This window comes from Sphaerisporangium sp. NPDC051017, assembly GCF_040683095.1.
Lineage (GTDB): Bacteria > Actinomycetota > Actinomycetes > Streptosporangiales > Streptosporangiaceae > Sphaerisporangium.
In genome coordinates this window covers 1-19090 of the sequence record NZ_JBFBCI010000099.1, presented here as the reverse complement: position 1 = coordinate 19090, position 19090 = coordinate 1, and the positions used below count along the sequence as shown (strand labels likewise).

General features: G+C 66.3%; 13 protein-coding genes. 6 read left to right on the top strand and 7 right to left on the bottom strand.

Features of this window, described 5'->3' with window-relative positions:
* A partial coding sequence (locus AB0M95_RS39060) for a hypothetical protein (RefSeq protein ID WP_363776207.1) occupies positions 1-198 on the bottom strand: 198 nt, incomplete at its 3' end.
* Between the two features lie 981 nt (positions 199-1179).
* Between AB0M95_RS39060 and AB0M95_RS39055 the strand changes: the two genes are divergently transcribed.
* Complete coding sequence (locus tag AB0M95_RS39055) at positions 1180-1305, top strand: hypothetical protein (protein WP_363776204.1); 126 nt, start codon at positions 1180-1182, stop codon at positions 1303-1305.
* Position 1306: 1 nt separating this feature from the next.
* Here AB0M95_RS39055 and AB0M95_RS39050 read toward each other — a convergent pair whose 3' ends face one another.
* Positions 1307-3223: a hypothetical protein gene (locus AB0M95_RS39050; RefSeq protein WP_363776201.1), complete on the bottom strand. Its 1917-nt coding sequence runs from the start codon at positions 3221-3223 to the stop codon at positions 1307-1309.
* Between the two features lie 593 nt (positions 3224-3816).
* The gene (locus AB0M95_RS39045) at positions 3817-5055 is read right to left on the bottom strand and encodes a hypothetical protein (RefSeq protein WP_363776199.1); all 1239 of its coding nucleotides are present in this window, start codon (positions 5053-5055) and stop codon (positions 3817-3819) included.
* Positions 5056-5516: 461 nt separating this feature from the next.
* On the opposite strand from AB0M95_RS39045, the gene AB0M95_RS39040 reads away from it, so the two are divergent.
* A complete protein-coding gene (locus tag AB0M95_RS39040) occupies positions 5517-5888 on the top strand; it encodes a hypothetical protein (protein WP_363776196.1) in 372 nt (123 codons plus the stop codon).
* Between the two features lie 221 nt (positions 5889-6109).
* On the top strand, positions 6110-6325 hold the full coding sequence (locus AB0M95_RS39035) for a hypothetical protein (protein WP_363776193.1): 216 nt from the start codon (positions 6110-6112) through the stop codon (positions 6323-6325).
* Positions 6326-6672: 347 nt separating this feature from the next.
* Here the strand turns inward: AB0M95_RS39035 and AB0M95_RS39030 are convergent, their stop codons facing one another.
* Complete coding sequence (locus AB0M95_RS39030) at positions 6673-7674, bottom strand: DUF4192 domain-containing protein (protein ID WP_363776190.1); 1002 nt, start codon at positions 7672-7674, stop codon at positions 6673-6675.
* A 142-nt stretch (positions 7675-7816) separates the two neighbouring features.
* Positions 7817-8203: a hypothetical protein gene (locus tag AB0M95_RS39025; protein WP_363776187.1), complete on the bottom strand. Its 387-nt coding sequence runs from the start codon at positions 8201-8203 to the stop codon at positions 7817-7819.
* 692 nt (positions 8204-8895) lie between these two features.
* Between AB0M95_RS39025 and AB0M95_RS39020 the strand changes: the two genes are divergently transcribed.
* From AB0M95_RS39020 to AB0M95_RS39010, 3 genes are read left to right on the top strand one after another with little or no spacing between them, the layout of a single operon-like run.
* Positions 8896-12156, top strand: a complete 3261-nt coding sequence (locus tag AB0M95_RS39020; RefSeq protein WP_363776184.1) for a helicase-related protein — start codon at positions 8896-8898, stop codon at positions 12154-12156.
* Entirely contained in the window at positions 12153-14897 is a 2745-nt protein-coding gene (locus AB0M95_RS39015) for a hypothetical protein (RefSeq protein ID WP_363776181.1), read from the top strand. The genes AB0M95_RS39020 and AB0M95_RS39015 overlap by 4 nt, the downstream gene beginning before the upstream one ends.
* Before the next feature lie 52 nt (positions 14898-14949).
* Positions 14950-17937 carry a DUF499 domain-containing protein gene (locus AB0M95_RS39010; RefSeq protein ID WP_363776178.1) on the top strand — a complete coding sequence of 996 codons (2988 nt, stop codon included), beginning with the start codon at positions 14950-14952 and terminating at the stop codon, positions 17935-17937.
* A 284-nt stretch (positions 17938-18221) separates the two neighbouring features.
* Here the strand turns inward: AB0M95_RS39010 and AB0M95_RS39005 are convergent, their stop codons facing one another.
* Together AB0M95_RS39005 and AB0M95_RS39000 are read right to left on the bottom strand one after the other, a co-directional pair.
* A complete protein-coding gene (locus AB0M95_RS39005; RefSeq protein ID WP_363776175.1) occupies positions 18222-18698 on the bottom strand; it encodes a hypothetical protein in 477 nt (158 codons plus the stop codon).
* A complete protein-coding gene (locus AB0M95_RS39000) occupies positions 18686-18883 on the bottom strand; it encodes a hypothetical protein (protein WP_363776172.1) in 198 nt (65 codons plus the stop codon). The genes AB0M95_RS39005 and AB0M95_RS39000 overlap by 13 nt, the downstream gene beginning before the upstream one ends.
* Between the last annotated feature and the right edge of the window lie 207 nt (positions 18884-19090).

Genomic DNA, 19090 nt, shown 5'->3' with positions numbered 1-19090 from the left:
GTCCACTTCCTCGGGCAGCTCGCGCGCGGCGGCCTCGGCGCCGGCGATCCACGCCGCCACCTCCGGATACCACGGGTCCTCCGCGCCGCGATCGGCCACCTGCCCCTCCACAGGAGCGGCCAGGTCCTCGGAAGCGGGAAGCCATGCGGGATGCTCGGCGGTCTGGGTGACAGAGGTCTGAAGGATGGGCTGGTTCACGGTCGGGCTCCGTCCTGGGGCGGGAGCCCGAGGGCTCCCGTGTGGTGTTCCTGGGCCTCGGCCCCCAGCGGGCCCGGCCGTGTCGCGCAACTTCCACGCCAGGAGTTCCAAGATGTTTCGGACGAAGGAGAAAGATCTTGGAACTCCGGAGCCGGCGCAGAACCCGCGCCTCGGAGGCGGGCCCTAATGCAGGTTGCGCGGCGCGGGTGGGTCTGCTGTGCTCTGGGCACTGGAACGCTGCGGGGGAGCCCGATCCACGGCAACATGGCGCTCGACACCCCTGCCTGCCCATCCAGCCCCGCACCGACCAGTAGCACTCGTTGCCAGGGGTCCGGCTTGTTTAAGAGCTCGTCCCATGTTGGACGATAAAGGCTGTCGCCGCCGCCGACGTACTTCAACGACCTACCGAAGGAGCTCCCCCGTGACCGTACTGTTTGTGCTGGATGTCGCTCACTACGGCAGCATCATCGGCGGCCGCATTACGCAAGCCGATTGCGTCTCAGTGTGCGACGGCGCCCTGGCCGTGGCATCGCCATAGCGGACGGCTCAGGAGACGACGGCGATGCCGCTGAAGCAGCGCACATCGCTGCCCAAGTGGCCGCCGCGATCATCGGCGCAACCGGCGACCCCTCGAAGCGGTCGGTATGGCCCGCGTGTATGTCAACGAGCGCAACACGCCTGCCCCGCCCGGCCAGAAAGGCGTGACAACAGCGACCGTCGTCTCGATCGGCGCCCATTCTGTAATCAGGTTTGCAGGGTGCGGTGACTCGCCTGCGTGGGGCGTGCAACCCGACGGCGTCCAGGGCTGACCACCCCGTCGTGCCAAGCGTGCTAACGCCATGCCACGTGGAGGAGCGTCACCACGAACGACGCGTCGTGTGGCTCACCGACTCGACATCGCCTTCGACTACTACACCCAGCTGATGCTGGCCACCGACGGCATCACTGCCCGCCTAAGGCGCAGGGAGGCGCGTAAACCATGTGGCCGAGATGGTCGACACGCTCGCCACCATGGCCGCTCCCGACCTGGAGGGTGAGTTCGAGCTGGTGTCGCTGCTCGGCTTCGCCGAGCGGGGCTGCGGTGTAAAGGGTGATGTTGAGGCTTGAGTCACCGTGCGCTGATCGGCACGAGATCGACGCGCCCGTCGGACAAGCGTCGGAAGGCGCGGATGTTCAGGCCGGTGACGTCGGAGAGTTCGATAGAGCCTGTGGTGGGCCAGGCGACGGCGAAAGCGCCAGCGGCGGGGCAGCGGACGACGAGCCGTCCGAAGGGGTCGTAGCCGTGGGTAATGCCCAGTTGGCGTTCGTGGTCGAAGAACAGCCGGGCGAGCTGGTCGGCGGCCAGTTGGTGCTCGGGCCGGGGTCCCCACCAGGCGACGGTCCGCAGGTAGGCCTCGGAGCTGGCCCGCTGCTGGTCGCCATTACCAGGACGGAGGATGGCGGCGTCAACGCGTACCGGGAGCGTCGTGTGCTGGGCGGCGATGCGGTGCGGGATCTGCAGACGGAAGTGGTCGCTGAGCACGCCCAAGGCGTCGGCCAAGGCGTCACCGAGCGCGCTGTCGGGAGTCGGCCGGTGTCCGGGCTTGGTGCGGGGCAGGGTCGCGGCGAGCGCGGCGACGGCGGGCAGGTCGCGCAGCAGCACGGTGAAGGTGTAGGTGCCGGGTTCGTCGTCAGCGAGGGTGGCGTCCAAGAGCGCGAGCTGCGCAGACGTGGGGGTCGGGATGTCCAGGTGGACGGCGCGCAGCTGGTCGTCGTCGTACCCGTGTCCCAGCAGATGGCTGCTGCACTTGGACTTGGCGAGGTCGGCGACCCAGTTGGCGGCAGCGCGCAGCACCGCGATGCGCTGCAGGAGCTCGGACCGCCCGCCATCGGTCTCGCTGATGGCCTCAAGGTCTGCGCGGGCAGCGGCGAGCGCGTCGACCAGGACGGGCAGGTGCGTAAGGTGGTCACCGAGCCGGACGGGGTCCCAGGCGAGGGTGACGGGACGTTCCCCGCTGGCCCAGCGTGCGATGACGTCGGCGGTCTGGGTGCCGGGCGGATAGATTTCCAGGCGTTCGCCGATGAGGTGTTCCAGGTCGGCGACCGTGGTGTTGAGCCGGATGGGGTTGTGCACGCGCCGCACGTTGTCGCCGTCGAGTCGATGCAGCGCGGCGGTGATCTTCGCTCCGGCTCGCTGCCGAAGCGAGAGTTCCCCGATCTGCGCGGGGTCGTCGTGCAGGAGAATCTCGAAGCTGATGTAGTAGGTCTCCGGCCGGTTCACGATGCGCCCGTCGTCGGCGGTGGAGTGGTGCGGGGTCTGCAGGAACCACAGGGCGTGGCGGCGTTGGGCGATGGTGAGCAAGCCCGCGTCCAAGACGAACCCGGCGAGTTCGTCCTCCTGGTGCGGGAAACCAGGGGCCTCGCCAGCGGGGGCGAGCAGCACGACGGTGCGGCGCGCGCTTTCCGCCTGGGCGGGCGGACCAGACTCGGGAGACAGAGGCCCGTCCCAGATCCGCACGTGCAGCCCCCGGGTTTGGTCGGTGTGGTAGCCGGCGGGGACGTCCAGGACCTGGTCGACGACGCGGGCCAGCGGTGCGGGAAGGGCAGGCAGGGTGAGGTAGTGCGGGACGGGGAGCCGATAGCCGCCGTGCTGCCGGACGGCACGGCCGGTCGTCGAGGCCCACACCGCGATCACCTCGGGCCGCCAGGCCGGCCGCACAGCCTGGAGGGTCCACCAGTCCTTGACGTGCCGATCGCCACCGACATTGAAGAAGTCGTGGATGCCGTTGCTGTTGTCGGGGAGCAGGAAGTCGGGGGCGGGCAGCGCGTCGCCGGCGGTGGCCGCCCCAGGGTCGATCGCCCGGGCCTTGGTCGCCTGCCAGTACAGCCGGACGGTTTCGCGGCTACGGCCGAGATATGTGGCGATCTGCCCGAGTCCCCACAATGCGCCTGGTCCCGCGCTGGGTGAGCCGCCGGACCGGTCGTCTGTCTCGTTATGCGCGACAAGGTGCAAGCTCTTGAGCGTGGCGCCGTTATCGATTGCCATTAGCAAGACTCCATCTCGGCGTCGGTCGGTTGATTGCCATCTTGCAGCATCGACGAGGCACCTGTCTCGAAGACTTGGCAAGTGCCAATCGATTCGGTTTCGGTTGTTGATCGCGATGGTGAACCGAGCACGGAAAACATCCGCGAGGTCGTGTCCGACACCATCAACATGAGCCGCTGTTCCCTCTCGCTGCCCGAACTGTCTGACGCCGACTGCGACCGACGGGCGACAGATCACCGAGGTGGCACGACTTCCGGGGAAGGGACGCATAAGGCGGACTCTGGAGGTAAGGAGCAGGACAGCGAGGCCGAACAGCGCCCCTCGCGGGCCGCAGCCGCACTGGCGGCCCACAAGCGAGACTCTGGGTGCTGGACGCGGTCGACGACATCCTCGATCGTTACCGCTCATCTGCCCGCCAGCTTCGCCTTGCATGCCCGCACTGGGTTCCGGGTCGTCGGCACCGCGAGCACATCGGCCGTCACCACGGTGTGTGGCGCGATGTCGCGATGACCGAGTGCCGTAGCGGTGCTGTGAACGGCTCTCCCATCAAGCCGATACTCGAGTCTGGCGGCGCGCTCAGGGCGGCCGCTCTATCAATGGCCTCCGCGTTTCCAGGGCCAGCGCAGTTTCCTGGGAGCTGTACGGTCCCCCGGGTCCGGTGGTGGGGGCATGGTCGCAGCTGGGGGTAGTGTCGCGGGAGTCGTGCCGAGTACGGCGTGCCGGATGGCTGGCCAATCACCTGTGGCCCACCAGGTGAACAGGTCTCGGCTACTGAGCACCACGACCTTCAGCGAGTTGACGAACTCGGGTCGTTCGTACACCTGGGCGGAACGGTCGTGCGGGTTCTTTCGGTGCTGATGGTTCACCACCAGAACGCCTGCACCGACGGGCTCGTCGGGACACAGGCTCGGCCAGGTCGCCAGGTGCCGCTCCAGCGCTGCGACGAGTTTCTCGGGCGCGTTGCCGGCGGCCGACTTGACCTCGATCACCCGCCGCTCGGGCCCGTAGGTCGCCAGGAGATCGGCGGACTTGCTGGCGCCGAGCTCCTCATCGAGGTTCACGGTGGCAAAGCCCGCCGCCTGCAGCACCGCGGCGACGGCGTCTTCGAGTTCATCGCCGGTGCCGTACAGCAGGCCATAGCGGACCGGCTCGGCCGCGGCCTTCGCCCTCTGCAGTTCACTCTCCCGCCGTGCGCGCTCGACCGCGTAGTCGGCCTCCAGGTTCGCGAGCGCCAGGCGCGCGGCCGTCTCGGCGGCGGTCTGCAGGGCCGGGTCGACGAAGTACGGCGACCTCGCGCGCCGCAGCGCGCCAGGGACGTACTCCGGCAGGGCCTGCGCGACGAGCCAGTCCAGCACCACGTTGCCGTCGGTGTCGTCGGGTATGAGATAGATACGCTGGTCGGCCTCCGGTGAGATCCACACCGCGGCCACGGGTGCGCCCAGACCGTCGACCAGGATCGGCACCAACGTGCCCGCCGGCTCATAGGCAACCGGAGGACCGCCGGTACCCGGGTACTCGAAGGAGCCAGCCAACTCCATCGCCCACCATGGAGCATCCGCCGGCCTGGTCAACAGCCGCAGACCCAGATCGCGCTCCGGATGGGGCACCTCGTCCGCCAGTCTCGGCTTGGTGCCGGTAGGCAACCTGCGACCGCCGACGTGGGTCTTATAAAAAGGCGGGGTCGTGTAGACCCCTGCGTCGTACCTGGACATGACCGATCGGGGCGAGTTGTCGTCCGCGCGGCCCATCGTGGCGATGATCAGAGCGATCTCGCCGCGGTTGTGGGCGCCGTCGAGGAACCGCTGCAGTTCGTCGGCTCCGTAGCTGTGCAAGTTGATCGGGTCGAGCGCGGCGGCACAGTCACTGCTCTCCTCGTCGAGCCAGCGAGGCTCAAGCCCATGCTTGGCCCAATCGATCCGTGAATCGACAAATGTCTCGGCGTCGCCACGGTCGCGCGGCCGCCACGTCGGCTTTGACGCTGATGGGTGAGGGAGCGCCACGTGGACGGGGATCGGCGTTGATCCAGAGGCTGTCACGGCCAGCCACGATAGCTGCGAAAGCCCCGAACCCGCACCCAATCACCGTCCGGCGAGAGCCTGGCTAATCGAATGTTCCTGGGCCTGCCACCGACCGCCCCTCCAGGGGCGACTATCCCGAACCAGCATCGAACCCTGCTCACTCTCAGGCACGACATCACGGAGAGCGCTAGCGCTAGTTTTGCGCCCACCCTCCAATTTCGGAGGCCCGACCAATCGGTGACAACGTCCGCGATGGAACGGGCGTCCTGAGTGTCGTGATACGCGAGTGGGTCGACGGTCTTCGTCGCCGGCAGCTGGTCTCCAGGACGCAGGACCTGGATGGCTGGACGCTGGCCGATATCTACGCCCGGTACGGGCGCCGGGTGCTGGCTGAGGCCGAGCACAACGCCGAACTGGAGCAGCACCTGGCCGCCGCGGCCGACGACATCGCCCGGCGGTTGAGGGAGATCCGCTACCGGCCCGGCGGCCGGCACGGGTACGGATATCTGCTGGGGCGTGCTAACGGGTGCATGCAGGCGATGTTCGAGCCCGGCGCCGTCCCGGTGGTGTGCGGGCACAGCACCGCGGAGGTGCAGCTGGCGGCGGTCTGCCGGGTGGCCATCGCCTCGCGGGTGCTGAGCTCCTGACCTCGAGATCAGGCCACCGGCCCGGCGCGCCAGCTGCGCCTTCGTAACGTGCCTTACTCAGAACAGGTCGTTGAATGGTGGCACTCAGAATGATTCGTCCTCATCTGTGGCCTGCTGCGTCAAGGAAGCCGAGTGGTTTGTTGTTCAGGCTTGTGAACAGATGTCCCTTACGCTTGCGCCAGACGATCCGGCCGCGGTAGCCCTGCTCGTACGAGTATCTGATGGACACCATCGAGCCCTCGATTCTCTCCCGCGCGCAGGACGGCGGACATATGGCTGCCGGCCACTGTGCCCTGGTAGGGATCGATCTCCACGCCGAATCCTGGGGCGCGGATTTCCGATCTGCCGGGGTTGCCATCAAAGGACGCCAGGCCGAACGCCATGCTATCCACGACCTGCTGACATGGCTCACCGGCTCAGGCCAACCCGACCAGTGATCAGGGCGGCTCCCCCGGCATTTCCCCCGTTGTCGGGCGCTGGCTTGGCCGAGGGTGAGACCTGCGTGAGGGGCTACCGGTTGACCGATGTCTCAAGCGTGAGCAGGTCGTCGTCGAAGACCAGCTGAAAGATCGCGCCCACTTGCCACCGAGGTGGCATCCCCGTCGCTCGATGCGACCAGCGAGCCCCGGCTATCGCTGTCGTGGGCGGCGTCCATTGCTGGTGTTGCTCGCGAGTGCCGTAGGCGAAGGAGGTTGCGGTGACGGTGGCGAACCGGCTGGCGATCCGCTGCCCCCGGCAGGCGGCCGGGGCAGCGGGAGAACATCGCCACCCCGGCGCGGGCCCCTCAGACGTACTCTGCGGACTCTCCCCACACCTCGGGGAGACTCCTGTGGGTGTCGCGGATCTTGTCGCGCACGGCCTCCGGCGGGATGCCGAGCCTCAGGCAGTCCCCGATCAACTCGGCCATCGAGTAGAACGGCGTGACCTGACGGCACCGGTCGAGCGCGATCCTGGCCAGAGTCCCGTCCCCGTTGATGTAGGCGAGGAAGGCCAGCAGCGCCGCCGGTGCGGCGGCGTACTCACCTACCGCACGGCGGGTGACGTCCAGCCACAACCGCAGCTGTTGCTGCGGGTCCAGGCTGGGGATCCGCATCCATGCCTCATCGCGGACCCGAAGGTGGGTGAGGACGATCGACAGTCGTGCCACCTCATGGTCGGAGAGCCTGCGGTCCTGACCGGTGAGCGAGCGGACCAGCGGCAGCCCCATCTCCACCAGAAGCGACGAGGACGGCGCGTCGTCCAGCAAGTCCTGCTCAGCGCGCTCGGTCTCGGCCACCATCCACGCCCTGTCCTCGCCGTCGACCGGTGTCACCATCGCCGCCATCTCCTCGCGGCTGCCGTAGGCGACAAGCCCGGCGAAGGTGGCCTGGGCGGCGAGGTGGGAGCTCGCGCTGTCGTAGGGCGTCCCCTCCGGAGGGCAGCACTCCTGGTCAGTGCACATCAGGGACCACCACCGGCCCCCGTCTACGCGCAGGACCTCATTGACGGTGACGATGTCCTTCAGCGCGTCCTGAACCTCGGTGAGTAGCGGACCTACTGTCTCCTCTGGCCCGTAGCCGAGGAGGATCGCCGTATCGGCGTCGTTGCGGATCATGAGACCGAACAGCTGCATCAGCAGGTCGCTGTAGCGCTCGCGGCCCACCAGATCCAGGCGGAATGCGAAGCTGCGTTCGGCGCTGGCGCCCAGGATGACCAAGGAGTCATGGGGGTGGAATCCGAGTAGGTAGGGAATGACGGCGACGGCGTCGGGCGGGCAGGTGATGACGAGCTTGTCGGGCAGGTTCACAGCGATGTCCTTCCAGACACGAAAGGCGCCACGGACAGAGCCACAGCGGTAAGAGAAAGGCCCGCTGCCTGATACAGGCCGGGCCGAAGAGATCGGGGACTGCCCGCCCCGGGCGGCTGCGGCCGCCCGGGGCGACGGCTGGTCAGGACGCGACGCTCACACCGGCGAGGACTTCGCTGCTCTCGGGAGTCTGGACCGTGACGTGGCGGATCTTCTCCAGGGTGAAGACGGCGCTGCCGGAGACCCACTCGCGCTGCTTGTTCTGCCAGGGCTTCTCGACCCGGACGTTGTCGGCGATGATCTCGACGAAGGCGCCCATCTGGTAGTCCCGGATCAGGCGCTCGGCCATCACCGTGTCGTAGGTGACGACCTTGACGCGGGTCTCGGCCGTGGTGGGGATGCCGAAGGAGTTGTAGAAGCGGCGGGTGACCAGGACCCGTAGGTCGCAGCCGACTCCCTCGCGCAGGGAGAACGTGCGGGGCGCGGCGATGAGGTGGCCGACGATGTGTGCGGAGATCTGGCTGTTCATGGGGATCCTCCCGGTTCCTGCCGGGGGGGTCGGCCGCCGTACTGGCGGTCTGGGGTCGTCTGCCCCTTCCCGGCAAGCAGGCGCCCGCGACGCACGCCCGCCGGGCCGCAACCGAGCGGTCCCCGGCCGCGAAGATGTTTTCCGACGAAGGAGGAAAAGATCTCTGGCTGGCAGGGGGTGAGCGCAGCGAAAGCCCGGTTGCGGCTACGGCCAGTGCGGCGCAGACTGCAAAGCCGGGATCAGGGAGCAGACAGACCCACCAGCACAGGCGGAAACGCCCACATCAGAACCCCGGGGCGATCCCACAGACAGATACTGCAACCCTCGTGATCAGCCACCGCAACGTGACGACCGACCTCATTGGTCACGAGCGTGGTTCTCAGGCTCCGGGTGCGGGTGTCCACTGGCCGCCGCTGCGCTGGTTGGTGGTCGCCTTGCTGCGGAATCAGTGCCAGAGCCAGCTTTCGCGCGTCGTCGAGATGCGGGACATACAACGCCGTTGGCGTACCGCACGAGTACCCTTCTGGCGTACCTCCATGCGGAGTCTTGCAGCGATTTCTTGGAGTCGGCGATGTCGGAAACCATGACCTCGTTTGAGGTCGACGGGCGGTTTCGCCTGAGTGGACGGTTGGTCGTCGGCACGAGGTCGACATGATCAAGGCCGTGCTGGTACTCGACCCCATGCTGGCCCTATGGAACAGCTGCGAGACGCGCGTATGAGCATGCAACCTGACGGAGAAGTGGTGTTTGAGCGGGGACAGCGGGTCCGGGTTCAGAAGGACGGAGTGCCCGAGTTCGCGACGATCCGGTTCGCGCTCGCGGGGGACAAGCCTGGATCGTGGGACCTCATTCTGGTTGATGACGAGGATCGCCGACACGAGGTAAATCTCGCGGCTGGTGACGTAGTCACCGTCCGGCCACTAGTCAGCGACGGACGGGCCGATTCCGCCCAGGTGCTGGCGGCGATGTGGACCCGGTGGATGGACGCGGCGGCCACCAACGCCGAGTCCAGCGCGATGGCGTCGACGCCGTTGAAGCCATACGCGCACCAGACGACCGCCGTTTACGGTGCGATGCTGCCGCAGCCGCTGCTGCGGTTTCTGCTGGCTGATGAGCCAGGCACCGGTAAGACGATCATGGCAGGCCTGTACATCCGGGAGATGCAGCGTCTGGGGCTGGTCAAACGCGCAATCATCGTGTGCCCGGCGAATCTCGCCACAAAGTGGGTGGATGACTTCCAACGCCTACTGGGCGGCGGGCTACGTCAGCTCACATCGGCCACCGTGCGTGAGGACGCATTGAACTCCAACGACCTGTGGGTGGTGTCGCTGGAGCTGGCGGCAGTCAACCCAGCGGTCCAAGACGCCATCCGGCCGGACAAGGCTGGATGGGATCTGGTGGTCTTCGACGAAGCGCACCGGCTGACCCCGACCGCGGCCGGATTCCACCAGGTCGGGCGACTGCTAGCCAAGAACACGCCTCGGGCGGTTCTGATGACCGCGACTCCTCACCGGGGTAAGGAATGGCTCTTTCGGCATCTGCTACACCTCGTCGACCCGACAATCTACCCGGATCCAGGCAGTGACCCCAATGTCGAGCTCAGCGCCCTGCGGCCCGGCCCGATCCATTTCCTTCGGCGAATGAAGGAGGACCTGGTCGACTACGACGGCAAGACGAGGTTGTTCAAGGGCCGCACGGCCCAGAACCACAACGTGCCGCTGTCGCAGATCGAGTACAGCTACTACCAGGCCGCCCTGGACATGGTCGACCAGTTCTTTCCGCCGACCGCGCAGCGGCTGGCCCGCATGGTGTATGGCAAGCGCGCGGCCTCCAGCCTGCATGCCCTCGCCGAGACCCTGCGCAGGCGCTACGACCACATGGGAGCGATGAGCGAAGCCGAGGCCGCGCTCATCGCCGAGAGCGCGGATCCCGGTGACGAAGCCGAGGTCGAGGAGGCGAAGGTCGTCAACGCGAGCTCGACCTCCGCCAGGGCCGAACGAGCCACGATCAAGAGCCTTGCGGAACAGATCGATGCCACGATCAGGGATCCCCGCTGGCGGCCTTCGAAATGGAACCGGCTCAGAGACGACTGCCTGGCCAAGCACGGGATTCATCCTGGGAACGGCGAGCAGGCAGTCATCTTCACCGAGTACGCGGACTCTGCCGCATGGATCGCCGAACGGCTCGGCGCCGAGGGCTATAGCGCCCGGCTGTATTCGGGTCGGCAGAGCAAGCCGGAACGCGACGAGGCCCGCAAGGCGTTCATGCGCGGCGAGTTTCAGATCATCATCACCACCGACGCCGGTAACGAGGGCATCGACCTGCAGGCCGCGCATGTCCTGGTCAATTACGACATCCCGTGGTCCCTGGTCCGCCTCGAACAACGGATGGGCCGCATCCACCGTGTCGGTCAGCAGCGCGACGTCTTCCTGTACAACCTGGTCGCCACCGACACCCGTGAGGGTGAGACGCTCCTGCGGCTGCTGGATAACTTCGTCACGGCGGCGAACGAGCTTCGCGGCCAGATGTTCGACAGCCTGTCGGCAGTGGCCGAGCTCACGGGCGTCGACTACGACAAGTGGCTCTCTGACTTGTACGGCGACGATGAGCTCAAGAAGCAGCAGGCGATCGACGCCGGCCGCGCCGTACGGGCTCAAGAGCTCGCTCGGGTGGCTCGGCAGGTCCGAGACAACGAACGGCGTCTGGCCAGTCAGGTTGATGCGGTAGCCGCGCTGACGTTGCTGCAGCGCGACCTGTTCGCGCGGATCAACCCTGCCATCGTCGAGGCATACCTCGACCGGCTCATGGCAGCAGGGGTCCTGCGATCGGCGCCGACCGCTGCGGGAGTCGGGTTCCGGCGGCTGTCCCTCGCCGGCGGTGCCACGTTCCCTCCTAGCCTAGGGGGCGGCAGTGAGGTCCACATCGCCACCAGTGGGGACGCGGTGCGCGAGGCCGAGGGAAGCATCGACATCGGCGACACCATCACGCTCGGGCCCGGAGAGCCCGGGTTTCCGGACTTGATCGACCTGGCCGCACAGCGTTTGGCCGAAGATCTCTATCAGTCCGGAGCGGCGGCCGACCCGACCAGCCTCACCCCCTACGACCTCTATGCCTACGAGGCGACTCTGACAGAGAACGACGGCAAGCGGGCCAGTGTGTGGGCGACCCTGATCAAGGTCGACGACAGTGGCAATGCGCGGCCAGTTCGGTGGGAGGCCCTGGCCAACCTCGTGGCCACCAACCAGCACGGCACCGCACCACATCCAGCGCGCGAGAACAGCGCGGACGCGGCGGCCAACATCGTGGCGGCGGAGACCATTGCTGAGCACCGGAAGGTCCGCTCCGACTGGTTCTCCCAGGCGCGCAGGGATCTGACGAACCTGCCGTTGAGCTTGACCGAGACGATCGACGACCGTGACACCCGCCTGGAGCTGCGGCGGCAGCTCCAGGCCCAGACCGCGCAGCGGCTCGAAGAACTCGAACGGCTCGCGGACGTGCACCTCACCGAGCCGAAGCTCGTCGGGCGGATCCGTGTCCTAGCCGCAGCGGATGTCAGCGTCAAGGCCGAGATCGACGCCGAGCTGGTCTCCATGCGGCACGTCCAGCAGTTGCTCGTCAACGACGGCTGGGTAGTCGAGGACGTCCACACCGAAAGCCGTGGCTACGACCTGGAAGCCCGTCGTAACAGCCAGGTCCGTCACATCGAGGTCAAGGGGGTACTGGGCAGCGCGGCCAGCGAGGGCATCCGAATGACCGGCAACGAAGTTCTCATCGCGACCCAGCACCGCAAGGAGTATTGGCTCTACGTCATCGACCAGTGCGCCGACGGCAAGGGCCGCTTCTTCGGCGCCTACCAGGACCCCGCGACCCTCTTCGCCGACGACATGGTCGGGAGCGCGATCTTCCGCGTTCCCGGCAGCAGCCTCAAGAACGCACCGGGGAGCAACGTATGACCAGGATGATCGAACGATGGTTCCCTTGCGCGGAGGTCAGCGCCAACAGCCGATCGGGATGGGGCAGTGGTAACGCCGAAGTCGGTGTGATGACGTGGTTCGCCAAGCGGCCCTCCGCCCAAGCCAAGGCAGCGACAATCTGCTCTCTGCTGCCCTGGCCCGACGACCCTGCTGAACAGCAACGACTCCAGCAATTGGTCCGCGACGCAATGAAGGGCCGCTACGCGAAAGCTGAGGAGATCCGGCATGAGGTCATCTGCAGTCAGGGTGACGGTGCCAGTACGCTCGATCCTTTCAGCGGCCGTGGGATGATTCCGCTGGAAGCCGCAAGGCTGGGCATCAGGGGTCACGCACTGGACTACAGCCCGGTTGCTGTTCTGGCCTCTCGGCTGCTCACGGACTATCCGTGCCGGCCCTGGGACGACGAACCTGCCATCCCCTACCAGGAGGAGGGCACAACCCTCATAGAGACCCGGCCACGGCTCGTGCAGGATGTTGCAGCGGTGCTCAGCGAGATCGACACACGCCACCGCGACGCGCTGAAGGAGTATTACCCACAGGTCGCGGGTCGGGACCCTTGGGGGTATCTCTGGGCGATCACTATTCCCTGCCAGGAGTGCTCGCGGTACTTTCCCCTCATCGGCCAACTCGATTTGCGCAAGGCGAGCAAGCGCAAGAGCCGCACCACGAAAGAAACCTTCCACGATCCTGGGCAGTCGTACTACATCGACACCGACACCGACAGCGGCACCTGGTCCGTTATTGTCCACGAAGGCCCCCCGAGACGGGCACCCACACGGCAGGTTCCACCCGGTAAGAGCAAGTACGACAGCAACGGCCGCCTGGCCGTGTGTCCTTTCTGTACGCACACGCACGACCGTCAGGTGCAGATGCGCATCTTCGAGAAGGGCCTGGGGAGGGACGCGCCGCTGCTCGCCGCTGACATCGACCCAGATCTTGGCAAGTCCTACCGCCCCCTGGAGCGGGAAGAACTCGACGCCATCGAAGCCGCCACGGTCACCCTGGGCGAACAACCAAGATTCGGGCCGTTCCTCGCCGCTGCACCCGACGAGCGTATTCCCGATGGCAATACCTGGACCGTGCAGGCGACCGTCTATGGCGCCCGCACCTATGGCGACATGATGAACGCCCGCCAGACGTTGTCGTTCATCACGCTGGCACGGTGCATCCGCGATATTGGCGCGGAACTGGCCAAGAACGGTAACAGCGACCACTACGTTCGGGCCCTTACCGGCTACGCCGCCGCAGTACTGGCGAGGAAGATCCGACGCGCTACCCGCGGCTGCACCCTCGATCCAAAACTCAACAAGGTCAATGACCTATTCGCCACCGAGTCGAGCCTCAACTTCTCGTTCGACTACTTTGAGGTCGGTCTGGCCGACGGTCCGGGAAGCTGGGCATCTGTGGCTGATGGCACTCTCAAGGCGCTTGAGACGACCATGCCGCTTCGCAGTGCCGTCCCCTGCGAGGTAACGCGCGGCTCGGCGATCAGTCTCCCCTTCCGGGACCGCAGCATCACTGCTGTCATCACGGACCCCCCTTACGACGCGATGATCGACTACAGCGACGCGAGCGATCTGTTCTACGTCTGGATCAAACGAGCTCTCGCCGACTCCTGGCCAGAGTTGGGCATGACCGCACATGAATTCGGTGTGCAGGAGAAGCGAGAAGAGATCATCGTCAAGAAGGGCGGGACGAGCAACAACGACCACCGCGACCGCCAGCACTACGACACGTTGATTACCAAGGCGTTTGGGGAGGCGCAGCGCGTCGTCGCACACGATGGCGTCGTCACCATTGTGTTCGGCCACGGGGAACCAGAGGTCTGGCAACGGCTACTCACCGCGATCCACGACGCCGGGCTCGTCCTCACGGGCGCGTGGCCGGCCAAGACCGAGGCGGGCGGCAAGGTCGGCTTCACCAACATCGTCACGACCCTGACGATGGCGTGCCGCCCTGGACCTTCCGGACGCCCCGTGGGCAGAAAGGGTGTCGTCGAAGCCGAGATCAAGTCGGAGATCAAGAAGCGCTACCTCGACTGGGAGCGGTGGGGCCTTGCGCCCGCGGACATGTTGATGGCAGCGGCGGGGCCCGCCATGGAAGCGGTCGGCCGCTACAGCGAGGTTCTCGATGCCAAGGGTGAGCCCGTCGACATCTCCACGTTCCTGCCGCTGGCGCGTGCGGCGGTCCAGGAGGCCATGGCTGTCGAGATCAACCACGAGCCATTGAATGCCTTTGACACCCGAACCAGATTCGCGCTGTGGTGGGTCCGACTCTACGGCCGTCAGGCCCAAGCGAAGTCCGAGCTGCGCTGGCAGGCCCTCGCCTCTTCTCTCGATCTGACGGCGGTCCGTGACCTGGTGACCGATGTCGGTAAAGGCGTCTGTTTCATTACGTCTCGTGATCATGTTGGTAAGATCAATAGCGACTCGGCCGTCATCGACGTAGCCTTGGCGCTCGCCGCCGCGTCGGAGGAGGGGCTGCAGGCTATGGGTCAGGTACTGGTGGCCTCGGGGCGCACGGGGGACGACACCCATCTGTGGTCGGCTGTCCAATTCCTTGCCGATCGACTTCCCGCCAACGACCCGGATTCCGTCGCGCTTACCCGCGTACTGCGGACCAGGACAGGGATTAGCAACGCGGCCGAGTCGATCGCGGCGAGCAGCCGAGAGGACGCCCTCCGTCAAGAGGCTGACGGCGCTCAGCTGAGGTTGATCTGACGACGATGAGCAGCCACCGCGTATCCGTGTCTTACACACTAGGAGAATTACCGTGACGGCGAATGTGACGCCTTGGTGGAAGGCCCTGAAGCTTCGCCAGGAGATCCTCAGTGCGTCCGGGCAGATCGACGACGTGCAGATGTCGCTGTTCCGTGCCGTGCACGGCAAGGGGGCGGATCGGCCGCCGTACGCTGATGCCGGGTACTACGGGGAGATCACCCACCCCACGGAGCGGCTCATCGACCTGCTCGCTGAGATCGCCGTCCGCGTCGGTGGCGGCGCCGACTATCTGAAGGCACGGGCAGTCACTCGGCTCGACCAGGGCATGGGTGGCGGTAAGTCGCACGCCTGCATCGGCGCCTACCATCTGGCCGCCCATCCTGAGACCTTGTTCGGCACCGAGCTCGGTCAGCAGGTCGCCGATCGAGCGCGCGCCAAGATGGGGCGGGAGCTGCTCAGCGATCTCGGACGTCCGCACGTTGTCGTCCTGCCGTGCGACAACATGACCCCGGGCGCAGGGGTGCAGGAGATTGACGGGCCGGCGACCAGCCTCTACGAGCGTTTCCTGTGGCGGCTGTTCTCCAAGGACTACTCGCTCTATGAGCGCTACCTGCCGTTCTGGAACGACAAACACAAGATCGCCGAGGCCATCCATGTCGTGAATCGGCCGGTGTTGATCATTGTCGACGAGGTGCTCGATTACGTCGGCAACGGGCTTGATGGCGCGAACAGGCCCGAGCTGGCTGCCCAGGACATGGCCTTCTTGCGCGCGCTACTCGACGTTGTCAACGATGTGCCGTACGTCGCGATGCTCGTCGTGATGATCGCCTCTGACGCCGACAAGTCCGCCCTGTCTGAGGCCGGTAGGGACCGTCGCGACGATCTCAACACCCTGCTCGAACGTAATGGCTTTCCTGCCACCGTCACCGAAGTGGGCGACTTCTCCGACATCCTGCGGCGACGGCTCTTCGACGCTGAGCCCGCCGCCGAGGTGGTCGCGGCTACGGCCGCGCTTTTCGAGCCCATTCACGGGGAGAAGGCATGGGCCAAGAACGTCTGGGATGCCATCGGAGCTGACTGGCGGCACCAGTGGAAGGCCGAGGTCACCGCCAGCTATCCCTTCCATCCCATGCTCATCAACCTCGCCAAGGAAGAATGGAGCAAGGTCACCGGGTTTCAGCGGGTCCGCTCAACCATCCGCATCTTCGCCGCCACGGTGTACGCCCTGCAACAGCGGGGCAAGGCGGGTGGGTGGGTACCTGTGCTCATCGGCCCTGGTGACCTACCGCTGTCGGACAGTACGGTCCGAGAAGCGTTGCTCGGCAGCGGCCTGGTCGAGGACGATCGTACGATCGCGAATTACCGGAGTTTGGCCGAGATCGAGATCGTCAACCACGACGGCACGGCTGGTACTGCCCGTAAGCAGGACCTTGGGCGCGACCCATTCCAGTGGAGCGACGCCAACCCGAGCGCGGCCGAGCGTGCGGCCACGTTCGTTTTCCTGGCCAGCATCGTCGGCACCTTGCGGCCCGGTCGCGGGCGCGGCGCCAGCGCGCCTGAGGTCAAGGCGGCTACCAGCGTCCCCGACGTGCGCTACACGATCACCGACGCCGACATCGTGGTTGATGGCCTGGTCCATCCCGATCGGGGCATGAGCGCGCTCGACATCGTGCCTGGCCAGGGTAACAACAAGCCAGCCCGGTATTTCCTGTCCACCCGCTTGACCCACCGGATGCTGGTCAGCAACATCCGGCGCACCATCACCCCGGCTGAGCGGGACGAAGTCATCACTGAATTCGCTAAGAAGATCGCCAGCAGCGGCCCGTTTCGCGACCACAAGTTCATTCCCGCTGACCTCTCACGTCCTGCGGCCGACGTTCTGGCCACCGGTGGCCTGGACACCGCTTACACCACTCGACTGTTTGTCCTCGACCCCGCCCAGTTCAGTCTGCGCAACGGCATGGAGCAGACGACCATCGAGGCGCTGACCGTCGCGATGGGGCTCGGCCAGGGTGCCCAGCAACTCCCTGTGCAGTGGGCCAGCAGCGCGGTATTCGCTGTGGTGAACACTCAGCGACGCAGCCTGGCTCGCGGGATGGCGGTCGAGTACCTGGCGCGACAGCGGGCCCTGGCCGCGCCGGAAATCCAGAACGACGACGAACTCAAGGCTGTCGGCACCAAGGAACTCAGTGACGCGAAGCAGCAACTGGAGAAGTCCGTTAAAAGGGCCTACCAGCATGTCGTCTTTCTCGCTCAGCCGGACCCGAACGGGGAACGGTACCTGGATCAGTTGACGTTCGACGAGGAGAACCTCACCGCACTCGACGGCACCAGCGTCTGGAAGGGGCTCGCGGACCGGGACAAGGTCTTCGACGCTGGACAGTTCGGCGCCAGGGCTCTGCTGCACAACCTCCGTGACCAGGACTATGGGAAGACCCTCTCCGACATACGGGCCGCGTTCTACAGCGCCCCTCGGCTGCCGCTGCTGTACAGCGGCGACCGGGACCTTCAGCAGGCGATCTACGATGCCGTCAGCGGCGGGCTGGTGAGTATCGTGGACGGGGCCGGTGCCGAGGTCGCGGTGACCGCTCCGGGCCAGGTCAATCTCTCAAGCACTGGCCTGAGATTGGCCAAGCCCCAACCGAAGGTGTGCTCAGAGTGCGGCCAGCCGGCCCACGAGGGCAATTGCACAGCCGAAGGCGATCCAGGAGACGGCGAAACTTCGGGGTCGAGTTCCCCGGGTGGATCTGGAGAATCCGGGACCAGCGGCTCCTCCGAGCCCGGTGACGGTGGCGATGCCCCGGAGCCAGCCGCCAAGGATCAGCAGGTCGCCTTCTCCTTCACCAGCAACCTGCTCGCCAGCGGTGATGCCACCGATAAGTTCGCCGCACTGTTCCGGGCCTTCTACATGTCGCTGGACGAACGGCAGATTAGCTATCTGCAGGGCACGATCCAGATGGTGCTGCAGGCAGAGGCAGCCGGTCAGCTCCGCCAGCGGCTGGAGGAATTGGGGATCACCGCGACCTTCAAGGACATCTGAGGACCCAGCGCGCGGAGGCAGCGTCTGCCTTCGGCACGAGAAGCGTGATCACGCGGAGTTTCGGAGGTGATGAGGCCGGATCCGAGGGTGAAGCGCATAACGAACCAGCGGCCCGCTCCGCCGCCGACGCGATAGGTGGTGGGGCCGATGTTTTTGGGTCTCGTTGTACTGGACCGCCCGCTTCTTCGTGTTCGGTGGCACGCTGCGCTTCCACCTGATCGGGCGGCTCGCACAGTTCGCCGGTGAATCGGGGCAGAGGGGAAAGGGAGCGGCGGAATGCGCGGTCACCAGATCACCGCGTGCGAGGGCTCTGGATTCGGTGGCCGCATCCAGCCGTAGCCCTTCTGGGCCTCGGCGGACGGTTTGGCCAGCAGCAGCCAGTCGCACTCGGTCACCACCTGGCCGGGCTGACCTCTCTGGTCCCGGACCCGGAAGTAGGGGTCGAAGACGTCCGGCTCCTTGGGGCGTGGGTTGTAGGAGATGCAGGTCAGGCCGCGCAGCGACGGTGAGGAGTTCACCGCCTGGACGTGACCGCGTACCCAGGCGTGGACGGTGCGCTGTCCGATCCTCTTGACCCGGCGGTGCCCGGCCTCGGAGACGATGAGCTTGGCGCGGGTGACAGTCACGTCGTCCAGGTGGGCGATGACGTGGCCCTTGTGCGGGCCGGTGAGCGCGGTCACGCTCCACAGGTGCGTGCGGAGGTTGAAGTGGATCTGGAAGTAGCCGCCGAGGAGATCTGGCGGGTCCATCAGTTGTTCCATGCGATCTCCCCGCGTAGGTGGGCGGAGAGATCGAAGTCGCAGTACGGGCACGAGTCGTCGTCGCAGAAGCGGGCCTCGATGATGGTGCCGCCACCGCGTTTGTCCACGCTGATGGTGATGGTGTTGTGCCCGTGGATGTGGAAGGTGACTCCGGGAGTGAGATCGCGCAGGTCGGTATGGCTCATGTGGTCGGTATGGCTCCTGTGGGTACTCCTGGGCGGGTCAATGGTCGAGGGGTGGAATGGTGAGGGTTGAGTGATTGCGCCACCAGCGGGCGGTGCGGGGTTGCATGGGCTTGGGCGGCAGGATCTCCAGGTCTGCGGTGGGTGAGCCCGGCAGGGGGCGGAGCTGGATCGCGAGGGTGCGCGTGCGTGCGGGTGTGAGCCGGTGGT